Source organism: Xanthomonas cannabis (assembly GCF_040616535.1).
In the GTDB taxonomy this organism is placed as follows: Bacteria; Pseudomonadota; Gammaproteobacteria; order Xanthomonadales; family Xanthomonadaceae; genus Xanthomonas; species Xanthomonas cannabis.
On sequence record NZ_CP136580.1, the window covers coordinates 3,973,732 to 3,994,002 of the forward strand.

Genomic DNA, 20,271 nt, shown 5'->3' on the forward strand with positions numbered 1-20,271 from the left:
CGGGAGCGGAGCAATGTCGGAAGCGGGAATCGGCGCGCAAGCGTCAGAGGCGGTCGAGCGTGACGTCATGGAATACGACGTCGTCACCGTCGGCGCCGGTCCGGCCGGGCTGTCGTTCGCGATCCGGCTCAAGCAGCTCAACCCCGAGCTGAGCGTCTGCGTGATCGAAAAATCCAGCACCATCGGCGCACACATCCTGTCCGGTGCGGTGATCGAGCCCGGCCCGCTGGATGCCCTGCTGCCGGGCTGGCGCGACAACCCGCCGCCGATCTGCGTGGCCGCCACCGAAGACGAATTCTGGTTCCTCGGCAAGGACAGCGCACGCAAGTTTCCGATGGTGCCGCCGGGCATGCGCAACCACGGCAACTTCATCGTCAGCCTGGGCGCGATGTGCGCCTGGCTCGCGCCGCAGGCCGAAGCGCTGGGCGTGGAGATCTACCCCGGCTTTGCCGCTGCCGAGACCCTGCATGACGACAGGGGCCAGGTGGTGGGCGTGCGTATCGGCGACATGGGCGTGGCCAAGGACGGGTCGCACAAGCCCGGCTACACCGCCGGCATCGACATCCGTGCCAAGGTCACCGTACTGGCCGAAGGCGCACGCGGGCATCTGACCAAGCGCCTGCTCAAGCGCTTCGACCTCACGGCCGACAGCGACCCGCAGGGCTATTCCATCGGTATCAAGGAACTGTGGCAGGTGCCCGAAGGCCGCGTCACGCCCGGCAAGATCGTGCATACGCTGGGCTGGCCCGCGGACAACCGCACCTACGGCGGCAGCTTCCTGTATCACCTGGACAATAACCAGATTGCGCTCGGCTATGTCAGCGGGCTGGACTACAGCGACCCCGAATACCAGCCGTGGGAAGCCTTCCAGCAATGGAAGAACCACGCACTGATCAAGTCGCTGCTGGAGGGTGGCAGCATTCTGTCGGCGGGCGCGCGCGCCATTGTCACCGGCGGCTGGCAGTCGCTGCCGAAGGTGGAGATGCCGGGTGCCCTGCTGATCGGCGACACCGCCGGCCTGCTCAATGTGCCCAAGATCAAGGGCACCCATCAGGCGATCCGCAGCGGCATGCTGGCGGCCGAACATCTGGTGCAGTCGCAGCTCGCCCCGCAGGGCTTCGACGCCAAGTTGCGCGCCTCCGATGCCATGGCCGAGTTGAAGACCGTCCGCAATATCAAGCCCGGTTTCAAGAAGGGGCTATGGTTCGGCCTGCTCAACGCCGCCTGGGAGACCGCCCTCAAGGGCGCCTCGCCGTGGACCCTGAAGAACAAGCCCGACTGGTCGGCCCTGCGCAAGATCGGCGACTACGAACAACCCAAGCGCGACTACGTCAGCCGCGAGCTCGCCCCGCGCGACCGCCTGCAGGCGGTGTATTTCGCCGCCACCGAGCACGACGAAGACCAACCGGTGCATCTGCAGGTGCTCGACACCAACATCTGCGCCACCCGCTGCGTGGAAGAGTACGACAACCCCTGCACCCGCTTCTGCCCGGCCAACGTCTACGAGATGGTCGCAGACACCGCCAGCCCCTCCGGCAAACGCCTGCAGATCAATGCCGCCAACTGCGTGCACTGCAAGACCTGCGACATCAAGGACCCCTACGAGATCATCAACTGGGTCACACCGGAGGGTGGTTCGGGTCCGAACTACCAGAATCTCTAAAAACAGGGGCCGGACAGGCCCCTGACGATTTATGCGGTCTTGAAGACAGCGCCGGTCTTGCTGCGCAATTCCGAAATCTCCACTCCATCGGCCGCCTCCACCAACACCAACCCATCAGCGGTGACATCGAACACCGCCAGGTCGGTGATGATGCGATCCACCACGCCGACGCCGGTCAGTGGCAGGTCGCATTCGCGCAGGATCTTGTGGCTGCCGTCCTTGGCGACGTGCTCCATCAGCACCACCACGCGCTTGACGCCGGCCACCAGGTCCATCGCGCCGCCCATGCCCTTGACCATCTTGCCGGGCACCATCCAGTTGGCCAGGTCGCCGCGGTCGGTGACCTGCATTGCGCCCAGGATCGCCAGGTCGATATGGCCGCCGCGGATCATCGCGAACGAATCGTGGCTGCCGAAATAACTGGCGCCGGCGCGCGCGGTCACGGTCTGCTTGCCCGCATTGATCAAGTCCGCATCCACTTCGTCCTCGGTGGGAAACGGGCCGATGCCGAGCAGTCCATTCTCTGATTGCAGCCACACGTCCACGCCTTCCGGGATGTGGTTGGCCACCAGCGTCGGCAGTCCAATTCCCAAATTGACGTAGGCGCCATCGGTCAGTTCACGCGCCGCACGGGCGGCCATCTGGTCTCGGGTCCAGGCCATTACTGCTGTCCTTCGCGCACGGTGCGCTGTTCGATGCGTTTTTCCGGCGTGGCGTTGAGCACCAAGCGGTCGACGTAGATACCTGATAGATGCACGTGGTCCGGGTCGATGGCGCCCAACTCCACGATTTCTTCGACTTCGGCAATGCAGACGCGACCGGCCATGGCGCAGGCCGGATTGAAATTGCGCGCCGTCTTGCGGAACACCAGGTTGCCCGCGGTATCGGCTCGCCATGCCTTGACCAGCGCGACGTCGGCCTGCAGTGCGGTTTCCAGCACATAGTGCTTGCCGTCGAATTCGCGGGTCTCCTTGCCCTCGGCCACGATCGTGCCGTAGCCGGTGGCGGTGTAGAACGCAGGGATTCCCGCACCGCCCGCACGCAGGCGCTCGGCCAGCGTGCCCTGTGGGTTGAACTCAAGCTCGAGCTCGCCAGCCAGATACTGACGCTCGAACTCCTTGTTCTCGCCCACGTAGGACGAAATCATCTTGCGAATCTGCCGCGTGGCCAATAATTGACCAAGCCCGAATCCATCGACCCCGGCGTTGTTGGAAATCACCGTCAACCCGCCCACCCCGCTGTCGCGCACGGCGGCGATCAGCGCCTCGGGGATCCCGCATAACCCGAAGCCGCCTACTGCCAGGGTCTGGCCATCGGCCAGCACGCCCTCGAGCGCCGCCTCGGCATCGTCGTAGCGCTTGCCAGCTGCCTTGTCACGTCCATCACTGCGCATCACCGCCCTCACCTCGCTGATGTGAAGCGGCCATTCTATCCGCTGACTGTTCCCTGTCCTCGGTCGCAATTCCGCCACACCCAAGACACGGCGCACCCGCTAAACTCGGGTGTCCCCCACCCCAGGAATTGCCCATGACGCTACCCGCCTTCAAGGCCTACGACATTCGCGGCCGCGTGCCGGATGAACTCAACGAGGACTTGGCCCGCCGCATTGGTGTGGCACTGGCGGCGCAGCTGGATCAGGGGCCGGTGGTCCTGGGCCACGACGTGCGCCTGGCCAGCCCGGCGCTGCAGGAAGCGCTCTCGGCCGGTCTGCGCGCCAGCGGCCGCGAGGTCATCGACATCGGTCTGTGCGGCACCGAGGAGGTCTATTTCCAGACTGATTACCTCAAGGCCGCCGGCGGCGTCATGGTCACTGCCAGTCACAACCCGATGGACTACAACGGCATGAAGCTGGTCCGCGAGCAGGCGCGACCGATCAGTTCCGATACCGGCCTGTTCGCCATCCGCGACACCGTCGCGGCCGATACCGCCGCACCCGGCGAGCCCACAGCCGCCGAGCAGAGCCGCACCGACAAGACCGCCTACCTGGAGCACCTGCTCAGCTACGTGGACCGCAGCACGCTCAAGCCGCTCAAGTTGGTGGTCAATGCCGGCAACGGCGGCGCTGGCCTGATCGTGGATCTGCTTGCGCCGCATCTGCCGTTCGAGTTCGTCCGCGTGTTCCATGAGCCCGATGGCAACTTTCCCAACGGCATCCCCAACCCGCTGCTGCCGGAAAACCGCGACGCCACTGCCAAGGCGGTCAAGGACCACGGCGCCGATTTCGGTATCGCGTGGGACGGCGACTTCGATCGTTGCTTCTTCTTCGATCACACCGGCCGCTTCATCGAAGGCTATTACCTGGTCGGCCTGCTCGCACAAGCCATCCTTGCCAAGCAGCCGGGCGGCAAGGTCGTGCACGACCCGCGCCTGACCTGGAACACGGTCGAGCAGGTCGAAGAAGCCGGCGGCATTCCGGTGCTGTGCAAGAGCGGCCACGCCTTCATCAAGGAAAAGATGCGCAGCGAGAACGCCGTGTACGGCGGCGAAATGAGCGCGCACCACTACTTCCGTGAATTCGCCTACGCCGATTCCGGCATGATTCCGTGGTTGCTGATTGCCGAGCTGGTGTCGCAGTCCGGTCGTTCGCTGGCCGATCTGGTCGAGGCGCGCATGCAGAAGTTCCCCTGCAGCGGCGAGATCAACTTCAAGGTGGCCGATGCCAAGGCCGCGGTTGCCCGCGTGATGGAGCATTACGCCGACCTGTCGCCGGAGCTGGACTACACCGACGGCATCAGCGCGGACTTTGGCCAATGGCGCTTCAACCTGCGCAGCTCCAATACCGAGCCGCTATTGCGTCTGAACGTGGAAACCCGCGGCGATGCCGCATTGCTGGAAAGCCGTACGCAAGAGATTTCCGATCTGCTGCGCGGCTGATTTACCCTCCTCCCCCACTTTGACGCACTGGAGTTTCCCCCGCTCATGAGCGACGTCCTTCCGATTATCTTGTCCGGCGGCTCCGGCACGCGCCTGTGGCCGCTGTCGCGCGAGTCCTATCCCAAGCAGTTCCTGCCGCTGGTCGGCGACAAGAGCATGTTGCAGGCCACCTGGCTGCGCGCGGCTCCCGTTGCAGGCCATGCTCCCATCGTGGTGGCCAACGAGGAGCACCGCTTCATGGCCGCCGAGCAGCTGCAGCAGCTGGGCGTCAAGCCCTCTGCCATCCTGCTGGAACCCAAGGGCCGCAATACCGCCCCCGCCATCGCGGTTGCTGCGCTGGAAGCGACCCGTGACGGCGCCGACCCGCTGTTGCTGGTGCTGCCGTCCGATCATGTGATCGGCGACGAAGCTGCCTTCCAGGCTGCGGTGAACGTTGCTGCAGCTGCCGCAGAACAAGGCAAGCTGGTGACCTTCGGCATCAAGCCGACCGCACCGGAAACCGGCTACGGCTATATCAAGGCCGGCGCGGGCACTGGCGCGAGTGCAGTCGAACGCTTCGTCGAGAAGCCCGACCTGGCAACCGCGCAAGGCTACCTGGCCAGCGGCGAGTACTACTGGAATAGCGGCATGTTCCTGTTCCGTGCTTCGCGCTACCTGGAAGAACTGCGCAAGTTCCATCCGGCCATTGCCGATGCCTGCCAGACCGCCTGGCAGAACGGCAAGCGCGACGCCGACTTCACCCGCCTGGACAAGGACGCCTTCGCAGCAAGCCCGTCGGATTCGATCGACTACGCGGTGATGGAAAAGACCGCCGATGCGGTCGTGGTGCCGTTGGATGCCGGCTGGAACGACGTCGGCTCGTGGTCGTCGCTGCTGGACGTGTCCGAGCAGGATGGCCAGGGCAACGCGCATCATGGCGATGTGATCCAGCTGGATTGCCGCAATACCTACGCCTACGGTTCGCGCCTGATCGCCATGGTTGGCCTGGAAGACGTCGTCGTCGTCGAGACGCCGGATGCCGTGCTGGTCGGTCACCGCGATCGCATCCAGGAGGTGAAGGATGTGGTCGGCCGGATCAAGTCCGACGGTCGCTCCGAAGCCACCTGGCATCGCAAGGTGTATCGCCCGTGGGGCGCCTACGACTCGATCGACATGGGCCAGCGTCACCAGGTCAAGCGCATCACCGTCAAGCCCGGTGCCGTGCTGAGCCTGCAGATGCACCACCACCGCGCCGAACACTGGATCGTGGTGAGCGGCACTGCCGAAGTCACCCGTGGCGAGGAAGTGCTGTTGCTGACCGAAAACCAGAGTACCTACATCCCGCTGGGCGTCACGCATCGCCTGCGCAATCCGGGCAAGCTGCCGCTGGAACTGATCGAAGTGCAGTCCGGCAGCTATCTGGGCGAAGACGACATCGTGCGTTTCGAGGACACCTACGGCCGCGCCTGATCGCGCACTCGACGTAGACGGCAACATCGACGGCGGCCAATGGCCGCCGTTTTGCGTTATCCCTGTCTCGCTTCGATCACAACACGCTGCGCAGGCAGGTCACAGGTCGCCTGCTTCCGCAGGCTGCATCGCACGTGGATGCGACCGGGCAATGCCAGTGCCACCCCGCGGGCGTTCGCCCAAAAGGCCGCGAACGGCCCCGTAGCCCAGGACAACATCATGGATGGCCTGGACGGGTGGAATTGCCACCCGCCAGACACAGGGCCTGCCCGACTCAGTTGTCGCCGAACAGGTCGCGCGTATAGACCTTGTCCTGCACGTCCTGTAGCGCGTCGGCCATGCGGTTGCTGATGATGACGTCGGCCTCGCGCTTGAAGGCCTCCAGATCGTTGACCACGCGCGAGCGGAAGAACTCCGGCTCGCTCAGCGTCGGTTCGTACACGATGACGTCCACGCCCTTGGCCTTGAGGCGCTTCATCACTCCCTGGATGCTGGACGAACGGAAGTTGTCCGACCCCGCCTTCATGATCAACCGATAGATGCCGACGACCTTGGGATTGCGCCGCAGCACGTCGGCGGCAATGAAGTCCTTGCGGGTGGTGTTGGAATCGACGATCGCCCGGATGATGGTCTGCGGCACGCTCTGGTAGTTGGCCAGCAACTGCTTGGTGTCCTTGGGCAGGCAGTAACCGCCGTAGCCAAAGGACGGATTGTTGTAGTGGCTGCCGATGCGCGGATCCAGGCAGATGCCCTCGATGATCTGGCGGCTGTCCAGCCCATGGGTGAGCGCGTAGGTGTCCAGTTCGTTGAAGTAGGACACCCGCATCGCCAGGTAGGTGTTGGCGAACAGCTTGATCGCCTCGGCCTCGGTCGGCTCGGTGAACAGCACCGGCACGTCGGGCTTGAGCGCGCCTTCCTGCAGCAGCCGCGCGAAGGTTTCCGCGCGCGCCGAGCGCTCGCCGACGATGATCCGCGACGGGTACAGGTTGTCGTACAACGCCCGCCCTTCGCGCAGGAATTCGGGCGAGAAGATGATGTTGTCGGTCCCGAACTGCGCGCGCAGCTTGGCGACGTAACCGACCGGAATGGTCGACTTGATCACCATCGTCGCCTGCGGGTTGATCTCCAGTACCTTGGCGATCACGACCTCGATCGAGCGGGTGTTGAAGTAATTGGTGTCCGGATCGTAGTCGGTGGGTGTGGCGATGATCACAAATTCTGCGCCGGCGAATGCCTCGTTGGCGTCCAGCGTGGCCTTGAAGTTCAGGCCGCCCTCGGCCAGCGCAGCCTCGAGCTCCTTGTCGACGATCGGCGAGCGGCCTTCGTTGAGCAGCTTGACCTTGGCCTCGACGATGTCCAGCGCCACGACCTCATGGTGCCTGGCGAGCAACACGCCATTGGACAGACCGACATAGCCGGTACCCGCGACAGCGATCTTCATTGGGATTCCTTGCGATTTTGGATGGGGGAGGAGGCAGCGCGCTGCGCCCAGGTCGTGGCGTGAAGACGGTACGGCCGAGCCCGTCATGGGCCGGCGCGCCCGCTGGGGGACACGCGAAAACCTGCACGGTGCCAACCGATGCGACGTAGCGCACACACATGCACGCATCCAGCCCATGCATCACGCATCGCATCCGCTTCAGCGGCACATCCACGTTGGCCACGACCTGCGCAGAGCAGGTCGCCGGCCTGGCGTGGACCAGTCACCGATGGTAGCCGAAGCGAGAGTCAAGCTATGAGTCGGTGCTGAAGCCGCACCGATCTATGCCGCTATTGAAGCCGCTCAACCCTGGGCGAGCGTGTCCAGCACCTGGCTCAGTCCGTCCTGCCAGTCGGGCAAGCGGACGCCGAACGTGTCCTGCAGGCTGTGGGTATCCAGCCGCGAATAGGCCGGGCGCGTGGCCGGCGTTGGATAGTCGGCGGTGGTGATCGCCTCCACGCGCGGCGCACGGGCAATCAGCCCGCGCGCGTGCGCCTGGGCGAAGATGGCTTCGGCGAAGCCGTGCCAGCTGGTCTGCCCGGCGGCGGTCAGATGCCACAGACCGGAGGGTTCACCGGGCTGGCGCAGCGCGTGCGCCGTGATGTCAGCGATCAACGCCGCCGGCGTTGGCGTGCCGATCTGGTCGGCGACCACGCGCAGCACGTCGCGCTCGGCTCCCACGCGCAGCATCGTGCGCAGGAAATTGTGCCCGTGCGCGGCGTAGACCCAGGCGGTGCGGAAGATCAGATGCCGGCCGCCGGCCGCCTGCACCGCCTGTTCGCCGGCCAGTTTGCTCTGCCCGTAGACGCCGAGCGGCGCGGTGGCGTCGTCCGGCCGATAGGGGCGAGTGCCCTGCCCATTGAAGACGTAGTCGGTCGAATAATGGACCAGCGGCACGCCGGCGCGCGCGCACCACTGCGCAATGACCGCCGGCGCCTCGGCATTGGCACGGAAGGCCGCATCACGCTCCTGCTCGGCACGATCGACGGCGGTGTAGGCAGCCGCATTGACGACGCGGGTGGGCGCAAGGTGATCCAGCAATTCGCTAAGGCGATGCGGTGCGTCGAAGTCGGCCACCTCACACGCGGTACCGTCCGGCAACCGACCACTGCGGGTTGTGGCCAGGATCGGACCATCGCCTGCCAATGCGCGCAGCAATTCCGTGCCGACCTGTCCATTGGCTCCCAGCACCAATGTTGTCATGGTGCAAAGACCGGCAGACGCTCGCCCGGCACATCCGCCAGGAAAGGTGCTGCGGCATCCTTGGCCGAGAGCACCGGATCGCTGATCGGCCAGTCGATGCCGATCGCCGCATCGTCCCAACGCACGCCCGCATCTGCTTCCTTGACGTAGACGTCGGTGCACAGATAACTGAACACTGCACGCTCCGACAGCACAGCAAACCCATGGGCGAAGCCTTCCGGGATCCAGAACTGCTTCTTGTTTTCCGCGCTCAGTACAACCGCCGCCCACTGCCCGAAGGTTGGCGAGCCGTGGCGAACATCCACAGCAACGTCATAGACCTCACCTTCCAGAACGCTGACCAGCTTGCCCTGCGGACGCGGCCACTGGTAGTGCAAGCCACGCAGCACGCCCTTGGCCGAGGTCGACACATTGCTTTGCACAAAACGCGTCGGCAAGCCCTGTTGGCCAAAACGCTCGGCATTCCACGTTTCAAAGAAATAGCCACGTTCGTCGCCGAATACCGCCGGCTCGATGACCACGCAGCCAGATAAGGCCGTTTCGATCACCTTCAAGGGACTACCCCACGCCTGGCCAGTGCATGCAGATATTTACCGTAATCGTTTTTCAACAGGGGCGCAGCCAAGCGCTCCAACTGCTGGGCATCAATCCATCCCTGTCCAAAAGCAATCTCTTCCGGACAGCACACCTGCAAGCCCTGACGCATCTGGATGGTTTCGATGAAATTGGCTGCCTCATGCAACGATTGGTGCGTGCCGGTGTCCAACCACGCATAGCCGCGCCCCAAGGGCTCGAGATGCAGGTCGCCGGCATCGAGATAACAGCGATTGAGATCGGTGATCTCCAGCTCGCCGCGCGGCGAAGGCGTCAAGGCAGCGGCATAATCGCTGGCCTTTCCGTCATAGAAATACAGACCGGTCACCGCATAATTAGAGCGCGGTTTTTCCGGCTTTTCGGCAATGTCGATCACCTTGCCGTGCTGGTCGAACTCGGCCACGCCGTAACGCTCGGGATCATTGACCCAATATCCGAAGACCGTCGCCCCCTGCTCACGCGCATCCGCGCGCCGCAGCGTATCGGTCAGACCATGACCATGAAAGATGTTGTCGCCCAATACTAGGCAGCTCGGCTTGCCATCGACGAACTCGCGGCCGATCAGATAGGCCTGCGCCAGACCGTCAGGGCTGGGCTGCACGGCATACTGAATATTGACGCCCCACTGAGAGCCATCGCCCAGCAGCGTCTGGAACAGCGCCTGCTCGTGCGGCGTATTGATGATCAGGATATCGCGGATACCCGCGAGCATCAGCACGCTCAGCGGGTAGTAGATCATCGGCTTGTCGTACACCGGCAACAGCTGCTTGCTGACGCCTTTGGTGATCGGATACAAGCGCGTTCCCGAACCGCCCGCGAGGATGATGCCTTTACGTTGAGTCATGAGAGCGTCCTTGGAGGTCCGCACAGCATTATGCGGACGCTGAGATGAGTATCAGGCGGTCGCGCCAATGCGTTCAAGGCGATAGCTTCCATCAAGCACGCCCTGTACCCACGCTTGGTTGGTCAGATACCACTCAATCGTCTGCGCGATGCCCTGCTCGAAGGTGTAAGCAGGCTCCCAACCCAATTCGTTCTTCAACTTCGACGCATCGATCGCGTAACGACGGTCGTGCCCAGGCCGGTCGGTGACATGGGTGATCTGGCTTGCCCGCGGCTTGCCGTCGTCGCGTGGACGATGCTGATCCAGCAGCGCACAGATCGCCTGCACGACCTCGATGTTCTGGCGCTCGGAGTTGCCGCCCACGTTATAGGTCTCGCCGACCCTGCCCTTGGCCAGCACGGTGCGGATCGCCTCGCAGTGGTCGCTGACGAACAACCAGTCGCGCACCTGCTTGCCATCGCCATACACCGGCAACGGCTCGCCGGCCAGCGCCTTGGCGATCACCAGCGGAATGAGCTTTTCCGGGAAATGGTAGGGGCCGTAGTTGTTCGAGCAGTTGGTGGTCAGCACCGGCAGCCCGTAGGTGTGGTGGAACGCGCGCACCAGGTGATCGGAGGCCGCCTTGGATGCCGAATACGGGGAATTGGGTGCATACGGCGTGGTTTCGGTGAACTTGCCGGTCTCGCCCAGCGTGCCATAGACCTCGTCGGTGGACACATGCAGGAACCGAAAGGCCTCGCGGCGCGCGTCCGGCAGCGCTTTCCAGTAATCGCGCACGGCCTCGAGCAATGCCAGGGTGCCGACCACGTTGGTCTGGATAAACGCGCCAGGACCTTCGATCGAGCGATCCACATGGCTTTCGGCAGCGAAATTCAGCACTGCGTCCGGCTGATGTTCCTGCAGCAGGCTGGCCACGAGGGCGCCGTCGCCGATGTCGCCCTTGATGAAGACATGGTCGGCATTGCCTTCCAGCGACGCCAAGGTATTCAGGTTCCCCGCATAGGTGAGGGCGTCAAGATTGATTACGCGGATCCCGCGCGCAACTGCCTCAAGAACAAAATTTCCGCCGATAAAGCCGGCCCCGCCGGTCACTAGCCAAGTCGCCACTGTCTACCCTCCTGGTCGCGCGCGAACTGCGCTGCGTCTTCAAACCGCACAGGATATACGGTCGAGCTGCGCTGGGCTTGTATATCTTCGAATGAGTGGCTTCGAATCTATTGCACCGCACCATCCATACGCCATCGCATGGTGCGCCCTGCCCGGTTAGAATGGCTCCACTCCCGAGCCTGCCGCCGCGGCCGGGCCTTCCCGCAATAGCTGAAGGATCTCGTACACGATGAAAATCCTCGTCGCCTACAAGCGCGTGGTGGACTACAACGTCCGCATTCAGGTCAAGCCGGATGGCTCCGGCGTGGTGACCGAGGGCGTCAAGCTCTCGCCCAACCCGTTCGATGAAATCGCCCTGGAAGAGGCGCTGCGCCTGCGCGACGCCGGCATCGCCACCGAGGTGGTGGTCGCCACCCTGGCGCCGGCCGATGCGGCCGCGCACCTGCGCAACGGGCTTGCGATGGGCGCCAACCGCGCCATCCACGTGGTCACCGACACGGCCATCCAGCCGCTGACCGCCGCGCGCGCACTGCTCAAGCTGGTGGAGAAGGAACAGCCGGACCTGGTCATCCTGGGCAAGCAGGCCATCGATGACGACGCCAACCAGACTGGCCAGATGCTGGCCACCCTGTGGGGCCGCCCGCAGGCGACCTTCGCCGGCAAGCTCGTCGTTGCCGATGGCAAGGCCACCGTGACCCGCGAGGTGGACGCTGGCCTGGAAACGCTGGACGTGGACCTGCCGGCGGTGATCACCACCGATCTGCGCCTGAACGAGCCGCGCTTCATCAAGCTGCCCGACATCATGAAGGCCAAAAGCAAGCCGCTGGAAACGCTGGCGTTTGCCGATCTCGGGGTCGCTGCGCATGACAGCCTGACCACTACCCACTATGCGGCGCCGTCCAAGCGCAGCCGTGGTGTGATGGTCAAGGATGCCGCCGAGCTGGTGGCCGCACTCAAGCAGAAGGGGTTGCTGTAATGGCCAAGGTTCTCATCGTTGCCGAACATCTCAACGGCCAGCTCAATGCGGCCACTGCCAAGACCCTGAGCGCCGCGCAGGCGATCTCGGCCGACTCCATCGATGTGGTCGTGCTGGCCGCCGACCCGACCGGCGTTGCCGCACAGGCCGCGCAGCTGGCCGGCGTCGCGCGCGTATTGACCGTGGCCAACGCGGCCAACGAACACGCCATCGCGCAGGTGCTGGGACCGCAGATCGCCCAACTGGCCGGTCAGGGCTACACCCATGTCTTTGGCCCCTCCACGACCTTTGGCAAGGATCTGATGCCGGTCGTGGCGGCATTGCTGGGCGTCAACCAGATCTCCGATCTGATGACTGTCGAAGACGCGCATACCTTCAAGCGTCCGATCTATGCGGGCAACGCCATCATCACCGTCAAGGCCCCGGCCGACCAGATCGTGGTTGCGACCATTCGTAGCGCGTCGTGGCCGGAGGCCGCCAAGGGCGGAAGTGCGGCGGTCGAATCAGTCTCGGTTGACGCCACGCTGCCGACCCACAGCCGCTTCGTCGGCCTGGCCGCAGGCAGCTCCGATCGCCCGGACCTGCAGAGCGCCAAGCGCGTCGTCTCCGGCGGCCGCGGCGTCGGCTCGGCGGAGAACTTCCAGCACATCTACAGCCTGGCCGACAAGCTCGGCGCCGCCGTGGGCGCCTCGCGCGCCGCAGTGGACGCTGGCTACGTGCCCAACGAGCTGCAGGTCGGCCAGACCGGCAAGATCATCGCCCCCGAGCTCTACGTGGCAATCGGCATCAGCGGGGCGATCCAGCATCTGACCGGCATCAAGGACGCCGGCACCATCGTGGCGATCAACAAGGACCCGGAGTCGCCGATCTTCGAGATTGCCGATATCGGGTTGGTGGGAGATTTGTTCAAAATTCTTCCAGAACTCGAATCTGCACTAAGCTAGTTGCCCATTTCGGGCGGCCGGTGGCTGCCCTGTTTCATACTTCAGGATACCCATGACTACGCCCGTCCCCGTCAATGCCCTCGACCGCCACATCGGGCCCATTGCCCGTCAACTCGAAGAAGCCGCTGCCACGGCTATCGGCAGTGGCTATTACGTGCTTGGCCCGAACGTAAAAGCGTTTGAGAAAGAATTCGCGCAGTGGTGCGGAGCCCGCGACTGTGTCAGTGTCGCCAACGGTACCGAAGCGCTCGAGTTGGGTTTACGTAGCCTGGGGGTAAACGAAGGAAAGCGGGTGGGCGTAGTCGCCAATGCCGCCATGTACGGGACGACTGCAGTACTCGCTTGTGGGGCTGAACCGGTTTTTATCGACATCGACCCCGTTACTTGCACCATGTCACCGGCTGCTCTGGAAGCCGAGCTAGCTCGAGGTCAGATCGACGTTGTCATCGTGACCCATCTCTACGGCAAGCTAGCCGATATGGCCGCTTTCACTAAGCTAGCGGAAAAATATGGCTTCGCCATCTTTGAAGACTGCGCCCAGGCGCACGGCGCGAGCGATGCTGGAGGCCGCAAGGCTGGCACGTTCGGCAAGGCCGCCAGCTTTAGCTTCTATCCCACCAAGAACCTGGGTGCACTAGGCGATGGCGGTGCCGTTACCACTAACGACCCGTCCGTCGCCGATACACTTCGCAAGCTTCGCCAGTACGGTTGGACAGCGAAATACCGTAACGAATTGCTGGGCGGCCGTAATAGCCGCCTCGACGAAATCCAGGCGGCGTTCCTGCGCGTGATGTTGCCCTTGCTCGACGGCTGGAATGCCCGCCGCCGCGCTATTGCCAACCGCTATTCGCGCGAGATTAAGCATACCAACATCGCGGTACCGCCAGTGAGTGGAGAGGATTTTGTCGCCCATCTCTATGTGGTGCATACCGACAATCGCACAGGGCTGCAGAAGCATCTCGCCGACGCCAACGTGAACAGCGAGGTGCACTACCCTACACCCGATTACCGCCAGCCGCTGTTTGCAGGGCGCTTTGACGACATTGCGCTCAAGGCCACGGACCATTCGTGCTCGCACGTTGTCACTTTGCCTTGTTTTCCCGAGCTCACCGACGCAGAAGTGTCCCGAGTAATCGAGGCCTGCAACTCGTGGTAAAGCCGCGCTATTCGGTAGTGATCCCTGTTTACAAGAACGAGGGCTCCATCCCTGCGTTGCTTGTTGCTCTGGACGCGTTGGCCGGCGACCTTGAAGCACCGCTTGAGGTGGTCTTCGTCGTCGATGGCAGCCCAGATGCCAGTTTTGCGCTCTTGGAAAAATCTCTCCCCACGGCGACTTTCCAGGCTCGTTTGATATTGCTTTCGCGCAATTTCGGTGCGTTCGCGGCCATCCGCTGTGGACTTTCCGAAGCGAAGGGCGAGTACATTGGTGTCATGGCGGCCGACTTGCAGGAGCCGCCTTCGCTGATGCGCGAATTCTTTTCTGCATTGTCTACGAGACCTTTGGATGTCGTTTTTGGCAGACGTATCGGCCGTGCCGATCCAGGCCTCAGCAAGCTTGCTTCTACTGTCTTCTGGGGCGCTTATCGCCGCTTGGTGCAGCGCGACGTCCCAAGCGGGGGGGTCGATGTGTTTGCCTTGACAGCGCCGTTCCGTGACCGCCTCGTCGCCCTTGGCGAAGCCAACAGTAGTTTACTGGGGCTCTTGTTCTGGCTGGGCGGTCGCCGAGAGTTTATCGGCTATGCACGTCTGGAACGCGAACACGGCACGAGCGCATGGACTTTGAAGAAGAAGGTCACGTACCTGCTCGACAGCGTCTTTGCTTTCTCAGACCTGCCAGTGCGCATCCTGATGGGCGCCGGCATGCTTGGACTCGGCGTCGCCGTGCTTCTCGGCCTGGCAGTACTCATCGCCCGCTTCGCGGGCAGCTATGAAGTACCTGGCTATTCCATGTCGATGCTGGCGATCCTCTTTTTCGGCGCGCTCAATACGTTGGGTATCGGCATCGTCGGTAATTACGCTTGGCGTGCCTATGAGAACACCAAGCAGCGCCCCCTCAACATCGTTTCTCTGCAGCTTGATTTCCCCGGAAAATAACAATGAACTTCTACGTGCACGAAAAGGCACTTTGCGAGTCAACCACCATCGGCGATGGTACACGCATCTGGGCGTTTGCCCACGTGCTGCCAGGCGCGCGCTTAGGCGCCGGCTGCAACATCTGCGATGGGGTGTTCATCGAGAATGACGTCGTCGTGGGCGACAGCGTCACGGTCAAGTGCGGTGTTCAACTGTGGGATGGCGTCACCTTAGAAGACAATGTGTTTGTTGGCCCTAATGCCACATTTACCAACGACCTTCGTCCGCGAAGCAAGGTCTACCCTGAAGCATTCCTGCGCACGGTGGTCGAGACCGGCGCATCGATTGGGGCGAATGCCACGATCCTGCCTGGCATCCGCATCGGCCGCAACGCCATGATCGGCGCAGGCGCAGTTGTCACTCGATCAGTTCCCCCCAATGCCATCGTGGTGGGTAATCCTGCCAAGATCGTGGGCTACGCCAACACCGGTACCGTCGCGACCGAGAAACTTCAGCCGCAAGGAACAAAGACAGGTATCCATCCGTCGTCCGTCCGCGGCGTGCAGATGCACACGTTCAATACCATCGCTGACATGCGCGGTAGCCTGTCCGTCGGTGAATTTGAAAAAGAGATCCCGTTCGCGCCCAAACGTTATTTCCTTGTTTATGACGTGCCTACGGCCGAAACCCGTGGCGAGCATGCGCACTTTGAGTGCCACCAGTTCCTTATTGCAGTAAAGGGCTCGGTACACGTAGTGGCCGACGACGGCAAACAGCGCGAGCAGTTCGTACTCGACAAGCCAAACCTCGGCCTGTACCTGCCGCCCATGACGTGGGGCATTCAGTACAAATACTCCGAGGACGCGGTGCTGCTCGTGTTCGCCTCGCACTTCTATGATTCGGCAGATTACATCCGCGAGTATGGTGCTTTCATCGATCAGGTGCGTAACAACCACGCATGAGTATGCCCATGCTGCAAAAGGCAAGGGACTTGGTAAGTAGGTCCAGTTTCGTTCGCTTCCTCATCTCGGGCGGCATCAATACGGTTGCTACCTATGCCGCCTATCTCGCACTGCTGCAGGCCACTCCCTACAAGGTAGCCTACACGGTCGCGTACGTTTTCGGCATTGTCATCGCTTTCTTTATCAATCGCCTTTTCGTCTTCCGGACGCACCGCGGCTGGCGGTCACTGCTGATGTTTCCGTTTGTCTACCTTGCACAGTATTTGGTGAGCTTAGCCGTGGTGTTTGCGTGGGTGGAACACCTGAAAATGTCCGCAGTCCTCGCTCCATTGATTGCAATATTAGTGACAATTCCATTGACCTTTATTTTGTCACGCTTCGTTTTTGGCAACGGCACTCTAGTCAACAAAGGTTAAGAAAGGCCTATCAGCCCAAGCGGCGTCTCAAATTTTAGTCAGCGTCACCTCGACGGCGCATAGCGCCATATTACGCGCTTCAAGGGTTAGCGTCCTGTAAAGCCGACCCAGCACGACTGTGGGTTTCCAACATACTACGTCCCAAGGAACCTAACGATCAGCAAGTGCAAATCCACCAAAGTCAACTCGTCGTTACGCGAATGCGGGGCGGCGCCGCCAAAAGATCAATGACGTTGGCTCTTAGCCGGACATTTTGATGCGAAATACCACTTTGGAAGTCAATCACGGCAAGATGGAGGCCCCTGAGACGTAGCGCCTTCGTGACCTAGGGACTGAGCACAGCAGGCTCAACGCACATATGCCGAGCTAGCAATGGAAAACCAAGCGCTGAAGGATGTCAGCGCGTAAAAACTTTAGACCCGCTTAGGCACCAGTTTCTTGCCTAACTCGTCAAGCAACATGGCTATAACAAGCACCAAGCCTATCTCGGCAGTTGGTGACCTCCTCCCGCATTAGGCCGGAGCGGAAAACTGGAACATTCGGCTTTGGTTTGGTAAACGAGTCGGGCGGCAAACGCGGCCCGCGGGACGTCACGGATCGATGAGTGCGTCCTAATCCATGGTGCGCGGTTGTCGTAGGACCAGCGGTCCATCGTCACCGGATGAAGTCGCTATCATTGTCGGTGTGGATGCGTTGCGGCAGGTCGCGTCGGTGGCGTATGCATTTCATAACTGTCATTACTTCTTCGCCTTTGAGGGTCTGATTCAATTCGACGGCCAGACTTTCCTTGGTGAAGTTGTCCACGATGGTCAAAGCCCGGGAGTGGCGGCCGTCGAATAAGACGTCGGCAACAAAGTCCATGCTCCGAGGCTGATGGGGGCCGGTTAGCACCGTGGTCTCCAGGCAATGTGCGGCAGCCTTGCACTGAGCCGGCAGGTTGAGGCCAGCTTGGCAGCACAGCCGATACATACGCTTGTGGTTGGCCTTCCAGCCTTCTCGGCGCAGCAGCAGGCAGATCCGCCAAAAGCCATAGTGCACCCGCTTGGCAGCGATCTCTTCGATCCGTCGAAGCAGTGGCGCATCATCATTGTCGCGAGGCTGGTAGTAAAGCGCCAACAGCGCTGCTTGACGACGGCGTAGGCTCAACGAACCCTCCAACGCGATACCGATCGACCAGACGGCCCACGAGCGTCTTGCGCTGCGCGGGCATCAGAATTTTTTGGTGGCACGTCCTGCAGCATGTCCTTGTCAAGGTTCAGATCCGCCGTCACCTGCTTGAGCCTGCGGTACTCTTCCCTCAAGCTGGCGTAGCCGGCGCAGCTCGACCACGCCTAGTCCGCTAAGCTTCTTGCGCCACGCGTAAAACGTGGCCTGATTAATGCCCATCTTGCAGCAGACATCCTCAGTCGTCGTGCCGATCTCGGCCTACCTAGGGCGAACGCGATCTTCGGTGAACTTTGACTTCTTCATGGCGAAGGGCTCCTTTGGGGCTCAGTGTCACCTAACCCTTTAGTTTTTGGCTGGTCGAAGTTACAGGGGAGTCAATACCGCACGACAGCCTAGGCGGGCGTCGCCCGCCGAGTTAGGTGCTTAGCATCAACCGCAGGCCTAGTTTTAGCTAGCACTGAATTGCAGAGAGTCGACACGGCAAGGCTTCTACCTGGCAATACGCATTATTAATGGGAAACCTGTTGTAAGGGGCAAGCTGCAAAAAGCGTATAAAGATGCAGCTGCCGATGCGGCCTTCAAGCTGGAACGCACTGCTTGAGATAAGCTGGCAAAATTTGTCGCGGGGTGAAAATTACTAAAATTGCAATAAGCAAACCAATGGCTGCGGCCAAATAACCGGGCCAAACGGGCGGACCCTTAAAATGAATGCGAACTTCACTATAACCTGCTGGAATCACCCAACTCCGAAGGCCTTGAGTGGTCGACGCAACCTGCCGGCTAGGCAGACAAAAGGACGCCTTGTCGCAAGCAACGTAGCTCCAGCCAGGCCAAGAGATTTCGTTTTCAACTACCAAAGTAGGACTTGGCACATACAGGCGATATACCACTTCCGTCGCACTGTATTTTACGTATTGAACGTGCGCAGCATCTGTACGCCCTATAGCAGATGCAGTGCGGCTCTCTTGAGCAAGATGTGGCACCTGTCCTGTTTCATCAATATTTAAGAGTAAAAGTTGACCTGGCCGCCTTATAAATTCAAGCAGATCATCCTGACCAGGACCACCAAGTGCGTGGAGCAGGCCGGCGTGCGGCAATGACATGCGAACATTGTCATATCCAAAGACACAATAGGTACGCATATACCAACAGCGGTTGTATTTTTGGCTATTACGATTTTCAACGGCCTCAGCCGCTGAATTCCCTATAACGAATCTTCGGGGGCGGTGTTCAATAGGCATGAGAGGACCGCGTTTGGCCCGAAATTCGTCAAAGGAGCCGCCTAACCATACTTTCTCAGCATCCAAACTCCACCCCGGAGCCCAAGGCGCGGACTGAGCATTATGAAAATCATAACCATCGCGGAAACAAAACAGCGTAGCACACAGAGCTAAGACGATCCCTGCGCCACGCCGGCGCCAAACAGTCGACACGAGCGCACATAGACTACACAAAAGGGCACAAATTGCTATGGACCCCTGCATCCGACTGATTTGCGGAATCGCCAGCCCAAGACTGGACGCGCGCACAGACATATAGGTAAAAAAAACCAGAGAAGCCAGCGAACCTATCAAAATTCGCCGCATCGTTAGCTCACCAGCTAACAACCGTGTCCATCCATTAGCTGCAACTGAAAGAATCCCTAAGTGCAAAACGGGTCTCCAGTCGGAGAGCGGAAACCTACTTACCGAAGCGCCGGGAATGATCTCACGGATAGCCGGATTACCAGCAGACAACATGCCAATTAAAAGCGCTACACCTATAATACATATTCCTGACCGCGTGGCAACGCTTCTCCAGCTTGCGTATGCGCAGCCCCATAGCGCTAAAGTTGGCAACCAAAGACTGCGCATCGTGATGTCACCGGGCACCTGCAGCTCGGCGTAAGGAGAAAACAGGGTCAACAGGTGAATTGGGCCAAATGGCTGACTAGGAAAATGCTCAAGATTCAGCCCCTTAGATCCATTCAATGCCAAAGGCAACCACTTTAGCAGTGAGATGAACGAACCGGACACGACTGCCGTAATTACGGCCCAAGCATATCCAACTCGTCTTTTCCCTGGCTCAAGATGTATGTAATGGACGAGGCAACTGGCGGCGCAGGCATACACCATCGCAACCGTAACTCCTGGATAACCTGCTATGACAAGTTGTGAAGTGGACAAAGCGGCCACAGCCCAGCCAAAGCGCTTCGTTGTAATAGTTGGCACTAGCCCATATAAAAGCCATGGAGCCCATGCCGCAGCGCGCACAATATCAACGTGCTCCTGGTTTGCGTAAAAAGTGGCACTGAAATGGTATGCAACACCCAACAACAAGGCGACGAGGCGATGCCCTGACAGGGCCTGAACGAATAGATAAGCGCCAACAGCACCGAAGAGAACATGCAATATTTGGAATACGGTGGCCACATGCACCGTATAATCGATACCCAAACTATGCAGAACAGCCAGTGGCATATACCAAGAGCCCGACTGGAGGGTCAGGAAAGCGGGGAAACCCATGTTAGTCCATGGCAA

At 61.1% G+C, this 20,271-nt stretch carries 19 protein-coding genes; 9 read left to right on the top strand and 10 right to left on the bottom strand.

Annotation, left to right across the window (positions count from 1 at the left end):
• The first annotated feature begins 13 nt into the window (after window positions 1-13).
• Window positions 14-1,663, top strand: coding sequence for an electron transfer flavoprotein-ubiquinone oxidoreductase (locus RZV17_RS16710; protein WP_355605119.1), 1,650 nt, complete (start codon window positions 14-16; stop codon window positions 1,661-1,663).
• 29 nt (window positions 1,664-1,692) lie between these two features.
• Here the strand turns inward: RZV17_RS16710 and RZV17_RS16715 are convergent, their stop codons facing one another.
• Window positions 1,693-2,325, bottom strand: coding sequence for a CoA transferase subunit B (locus tag RZV17_RS16715; RefSeq protein ID WP_184555993.1), 633 nt, complete (start codon window positions 2,323-2,325; stop codon window positions 1,693-1,695).
• The gene (locus RZV17_RS16720; protein ID WP_166744256.1) at window positions 2,325-3,056 is read right to left on the bottom strand and encodes a CoA transferase subunit A; all 732 of its coding nucleotides are present in this window, start codon (window positions 3,054-3,056) and stop codon (window positions 2,325-2,327) included. The genes RZV17_RS16715 and RZV17_RS16720 overlap by 1 nt, the downstream gene beginning before the upstream one ends.
• 134 nt (window positions 3,057-3,190) lie before the next feature.
• On the opposite strand from RZV17_RS16720, the gene RZV17_RS16725 reads away from it, so the two are divergent.
• Both RZV17_RS16725 and RZV17_RS16730 read left to right on the top strand, forming a co-directional pair.
• Window positions 3,191-4,537, top strand: a complete 1,347-nt coding sequence (locus tag RZV17_RS16725; RefSeq protein WP_039403516.1) for a phosphomannomutase/phosphoglucomutase — start codon at window positions 3,191-3,193, stop codon at window positions 4,535-4,537.
• A gap of 45 nt (window positions 4,538-4,582) precedes the next feature.
• The gene (locus RZV17_RS16730) at window positions 4,583-5,986 is read left to right on the top strand and encodes a mannose-1-phosphate guanylyltransferase/mannose-6-phosphate isomerase (RefSeq protein ID WP_039403518.1); all 1,404 of its coding nucleotides are present in this window, start codon (window positions 4,583-4,585) and stop codon (window positions 5,984-5,986) included.
• Between the two features lie 274 nt (window positions 5,987-6,260).
• On the opposite strand, the gene RZV17_RS16735 is transcribed toward RZV17_RS16730, so the two are convergent.
• From RZV17_RS16735 to rfbB, 5 genes are all read right to left on the bottom strand, one after another.
• Window positions 6,261-7,427: a nucleotide sugar dehydrogenase gene (locus tag RZV17_RS16735; protein WP_047692982.1), complete on the bottom strand. Its 1,167-nt coding sequence runs from the start codon at window positions 7,425-7,427 to the stop codon at window positions 6,261-6,263.
• Between the two features lie 342 nt (window positions 7,428-7,769).
• Entirely contained in the window at window positions 7,770-8,669 is a 900-nt protein-coding gene (gene rfbD / locus RZV17_RS16740; RefSeq protein WP_047692981.1) for a dTDP-4-dehydrorhamnose reductase, read from the bottom strand.
• Window positions 8,666-9,223 (bottom strand): dTDP-4-dehydrorhamnose 3,5-epimerase, encoded by a 558-nt coding sequence (rfbC, locus tag RZV17_RS16745; RefSeq protein WP_047692980.1) that lies wholly within the window; start codon window positions 9,221-9,223, stop codon window positions 8,666-8,668. The genes rfbD and rfbC overlap by 4 nt, the downstream gene beginning before the upstream one ends.
• Window positions 9,220-10,107, bottom strand: a complete 888-nt coding sequence (rfbA, locus tag RZV17_RS16750) for a glucose-1-phosphate thymidylyltransferase RfbA (protein WP_047692979.1) — start codon at window positions 10,105-10,107, stop codon at window positions 9,220-9,222. The genes rfbC and rfbA overlap by 4 nt, the downstream gene beginning before the upstream one ends.
• 51 nt (window positions 10,108-10,158) lie before the next feature.
• Window positions 10,159-11,214, bottom strand: a complete 1,056-nt coding sequence (rfbB, locus tag RZV17_RS16755) for a dTDP-glucose 4,6-dehydratase (RefSeq protein WP_047692978.1) — start codon at window positions 11,212-11,214, stop codon at window positions 10,159-10,161.
• Window positions 11,215-11,443: 229 nt separating this feature from the next.
• On the opposite strand from rfbB, the gene RZV17_RS16760 reads away from it, so the two are divergent.
• Genes RZV17_RS16760 through RZV17_RS16785 form a run of 6 tightly spaced genes read left to right on the top strand, consistent with a single transcriptional unit; the run spans window position 11,444 to window position 16,585 of the window.
• Window positions 11,444-12,190, top strand: coding sequence for an electron transfer flavoprotein subunit beta/FixA family protein (locus RZV17_RS16760; protein ID WP_047692977.1), 747 nt, complete (start codon window positions 11,444-11,446; stop codon window positions 12,188-12,190).
• The gene (locus RZV17_RS16765) at window positions 12,190-13,134 is read left to right on the top strand and encodes an electron transfer flavoprotein subunit alpha/FixB family protein (protein ID WP_047692976.1); all 945 of its coding nucleotides are present in this window, start codon (window positions 12,190-12,192) and stop codon (window positions 13,132-13,134) included. Before RZV17_RS16760 ends, RZV17_RS16765 begins: the two co-directional genes overlap by 1 nt.
• A 52-nt stretch (window positions 13,135-13,186) precedes the next feature.
• The gene (locus RZV17_RS16770) at window positions 13,187-14,290 is read left to right on the top strand and encodes a DegT/DnrJ/EryC1/StrS aminotransferase family protein (protein WP_047692975.1); all 1,104 of its coding nucleotides are present in this window, start codon (window positions 13,187-13,189) and stop codon (window positions 14,288-14,290) included.
• Window positions 14,284-15,228: a glycosyltransferase gene (locus RZV17_RS16775; RefSeq protein ID WP_047692974.1), complete on the top strand. Its 945-nt coding sequence runs from the start codon at window positions 14,284-14,286 to the stop codon at window positions 15,226-15,228. The genes RZV17_RS16770 and RZV17_RS16775 overlap by 7 nt, the downstream gene beginning before the upstream one ends.
• Window positions 15,229-15,230: 2 nt before the next feature.
• The gene (locus RZV17_RS16780) at window positions 15,231-16,169 is read left to right on the top strand and encodes a WxcM-like domain-containing protein (protein ID WP_355605130.1); all 939 of its coding nucleotides are present in this window, start codon (window positions 15,231-15,233) and stop codon (window positions 16,167-16,169) included.
• Entirely contained in the window at window positions 16,166-16,585 is a 420-nt protein-coding gene (locus RZV17_RS16785; RefSeq protein ID WP_221927967.1) for a GtrA family protein, read from the top strand. Before RZV17_RS16780 ends, RZV17_RS16785 begins: the two co-directional genes overlap by 4 nt.
• 654 nt (window positions 16,586-17,239) lie before the next feature.
• Here the strand turns inward: RZV17_RS16785 and RZV17_RS16790 are convergent.
• The 3 genes from RZV17_RS16790 to RZV17_RS16800 form a co-directional block, all read right to left on the bottom strand.
• Complete coding sequence (locus tag RZV17_RS16790) at window positions 17,240-17,731, bottom strand: IS3 family transposase (RefSeq protein WP_186005703.1); 492 nt, start codon at window positions 17,729-17,731, stop codon at window positions 17,240-17,242.
• 102 nt (window positions 17,732-17,833) lie between these two features.
• Window positions 17,834-17,971 carry a hypothetical protein gene (locus RZV17_RS16795; protein WP_139015136.1) on the bottom strand — a complete coding sequence of 46 codons (138 nt, stop codon included), beginning with the start codon at window positions 17,969-17,971 and terminating at the stop codon, window positions 17,834-17,836.
• A 359-nt stretch (window positions 17,972-18,330) separates the two neighbouring features.
• Window positions 18,331-20,256 (bottom strand): hypothetical protein, encoded by a 1,926-nt coding sequence (locus tag RZV17_RS16800; RefSeq protein ID WP_139015135.1) that lies wholly within the window; start codon window positions 20,254-20,256, stop codon window positions 18,331-18,333.
• Window positions 20,257-20,271 lie beyond the last annotated feature (15 nt).

Excerpts from the sequence above, each read along its gene's own strand:
- RZV17_RS16710 (WP_355605119.1), top strand. The coding sequence starts at position 14 with ATGTCGGAAGCGGGAATCGGCGCGCAAGCGTCAGAGGCGGTCGAGCGT.
- RZV17_RS16715 (WP_184555993.1), bottom strand. The coding sequence starts at position 2,325 with ATGGCCTGGACCCGAGACCAGATGGCCGCCCGTGCGGCGCGTGAACTG.
- RZV17_RS16720 (WP_166744256.1), bottom strand. The coding sequence starts at position 3,056 with ATGCGCAGTGATGGACGTGACAAGGCAGCTGGCAAGCGCTACGACGAT.
- RZV17_RS16725 (WP_039403516.1), top strand. The coding sequence starts at position 3,191 with ATGACGCTACCCGCCTTCAAGGCCTACGACATTCGCGGCCGCGTGCCG.
- RZV17_RS16730 (WP_039403518.1), top strand. The coding sequence starts at position 4,583 with ATGAGCGACGTCCTTCCGATTATCTTGTCCGGCGGCTCCGGCACGCGC.
- RZV17_RS16735 (WP_047692982.1), bottom strand. The coding sequence starts at position 7,427 with ATGAAGATCGCTGTCGCGGGTACCGGCTATGTCGGTCTGTCCAATGGC.
- rfbD (WP_047692981.1), bottom strand. The coding sequence starts at position 8,669 with ATGACAACATTGGTGCTGGGAGCCAATGGACAGGTCGGCACGGAATTG.
- rfbA (WP_047692979.1), bottom strand. The coding sequence starts at position 10,107 with ATGACTCAACGTAAAGGCATCATCCTCGCGGGCGGTTCGGGAACGCGC.
- RZV17_RS16760 (WP_047692977.1), top strand. The coding sequence starts at position 11,444 with ATGAAAATCCTCGTCGCCTACAAGCGCGTGGTGGACTACAACGTCCGC.
- RZV17_RS16765 (WP_047692976.1), top strand. The coding sequence starts at position 12,190 with ATGGCCAAGGTTCTCATCGTTGCCGAACATCTCAACGGCCAGCTCAAT.
- RZV17_RS16770 (WP_047692975.1), top strand. The coding sequence starts at position 13,187 with ATGACTACGCCCGTCCCCGTCAATGCCCTCGACCGCCACATCGGGCCC.
- RZV17_RS16780 (WP_355605130.1), top strand. The coding sequence starts at position 15,231 with ATGAACTTCTACGTGCACGAAAAGGCACTTTGCGAGTCAACCACCATC.
- RZV17_RS16785 (WP_221927967.1), top strand. The coding sequence starts at position 16,166 with ATGAGTATGCCCATGCTGCAAAAGGCAAGGGACTTGGTAAGTAGGTCC.
- RZV17_RS16795 (WP_139015136.1), bottom strand. The coding sequence starts at position 17,971 with ATGGGCATTAATCAGGCCACGTTTTACGCGTGGCGCAAGAAGCTTAGC.
- RZV17_RS16800 (WP_139015135.1), bottom strand. The coding sequence starts at position 20,256 with ATGGGTTTCCCCGCTTTCCTGACCCTCCAGTCGGGCTCTTGGTATATG.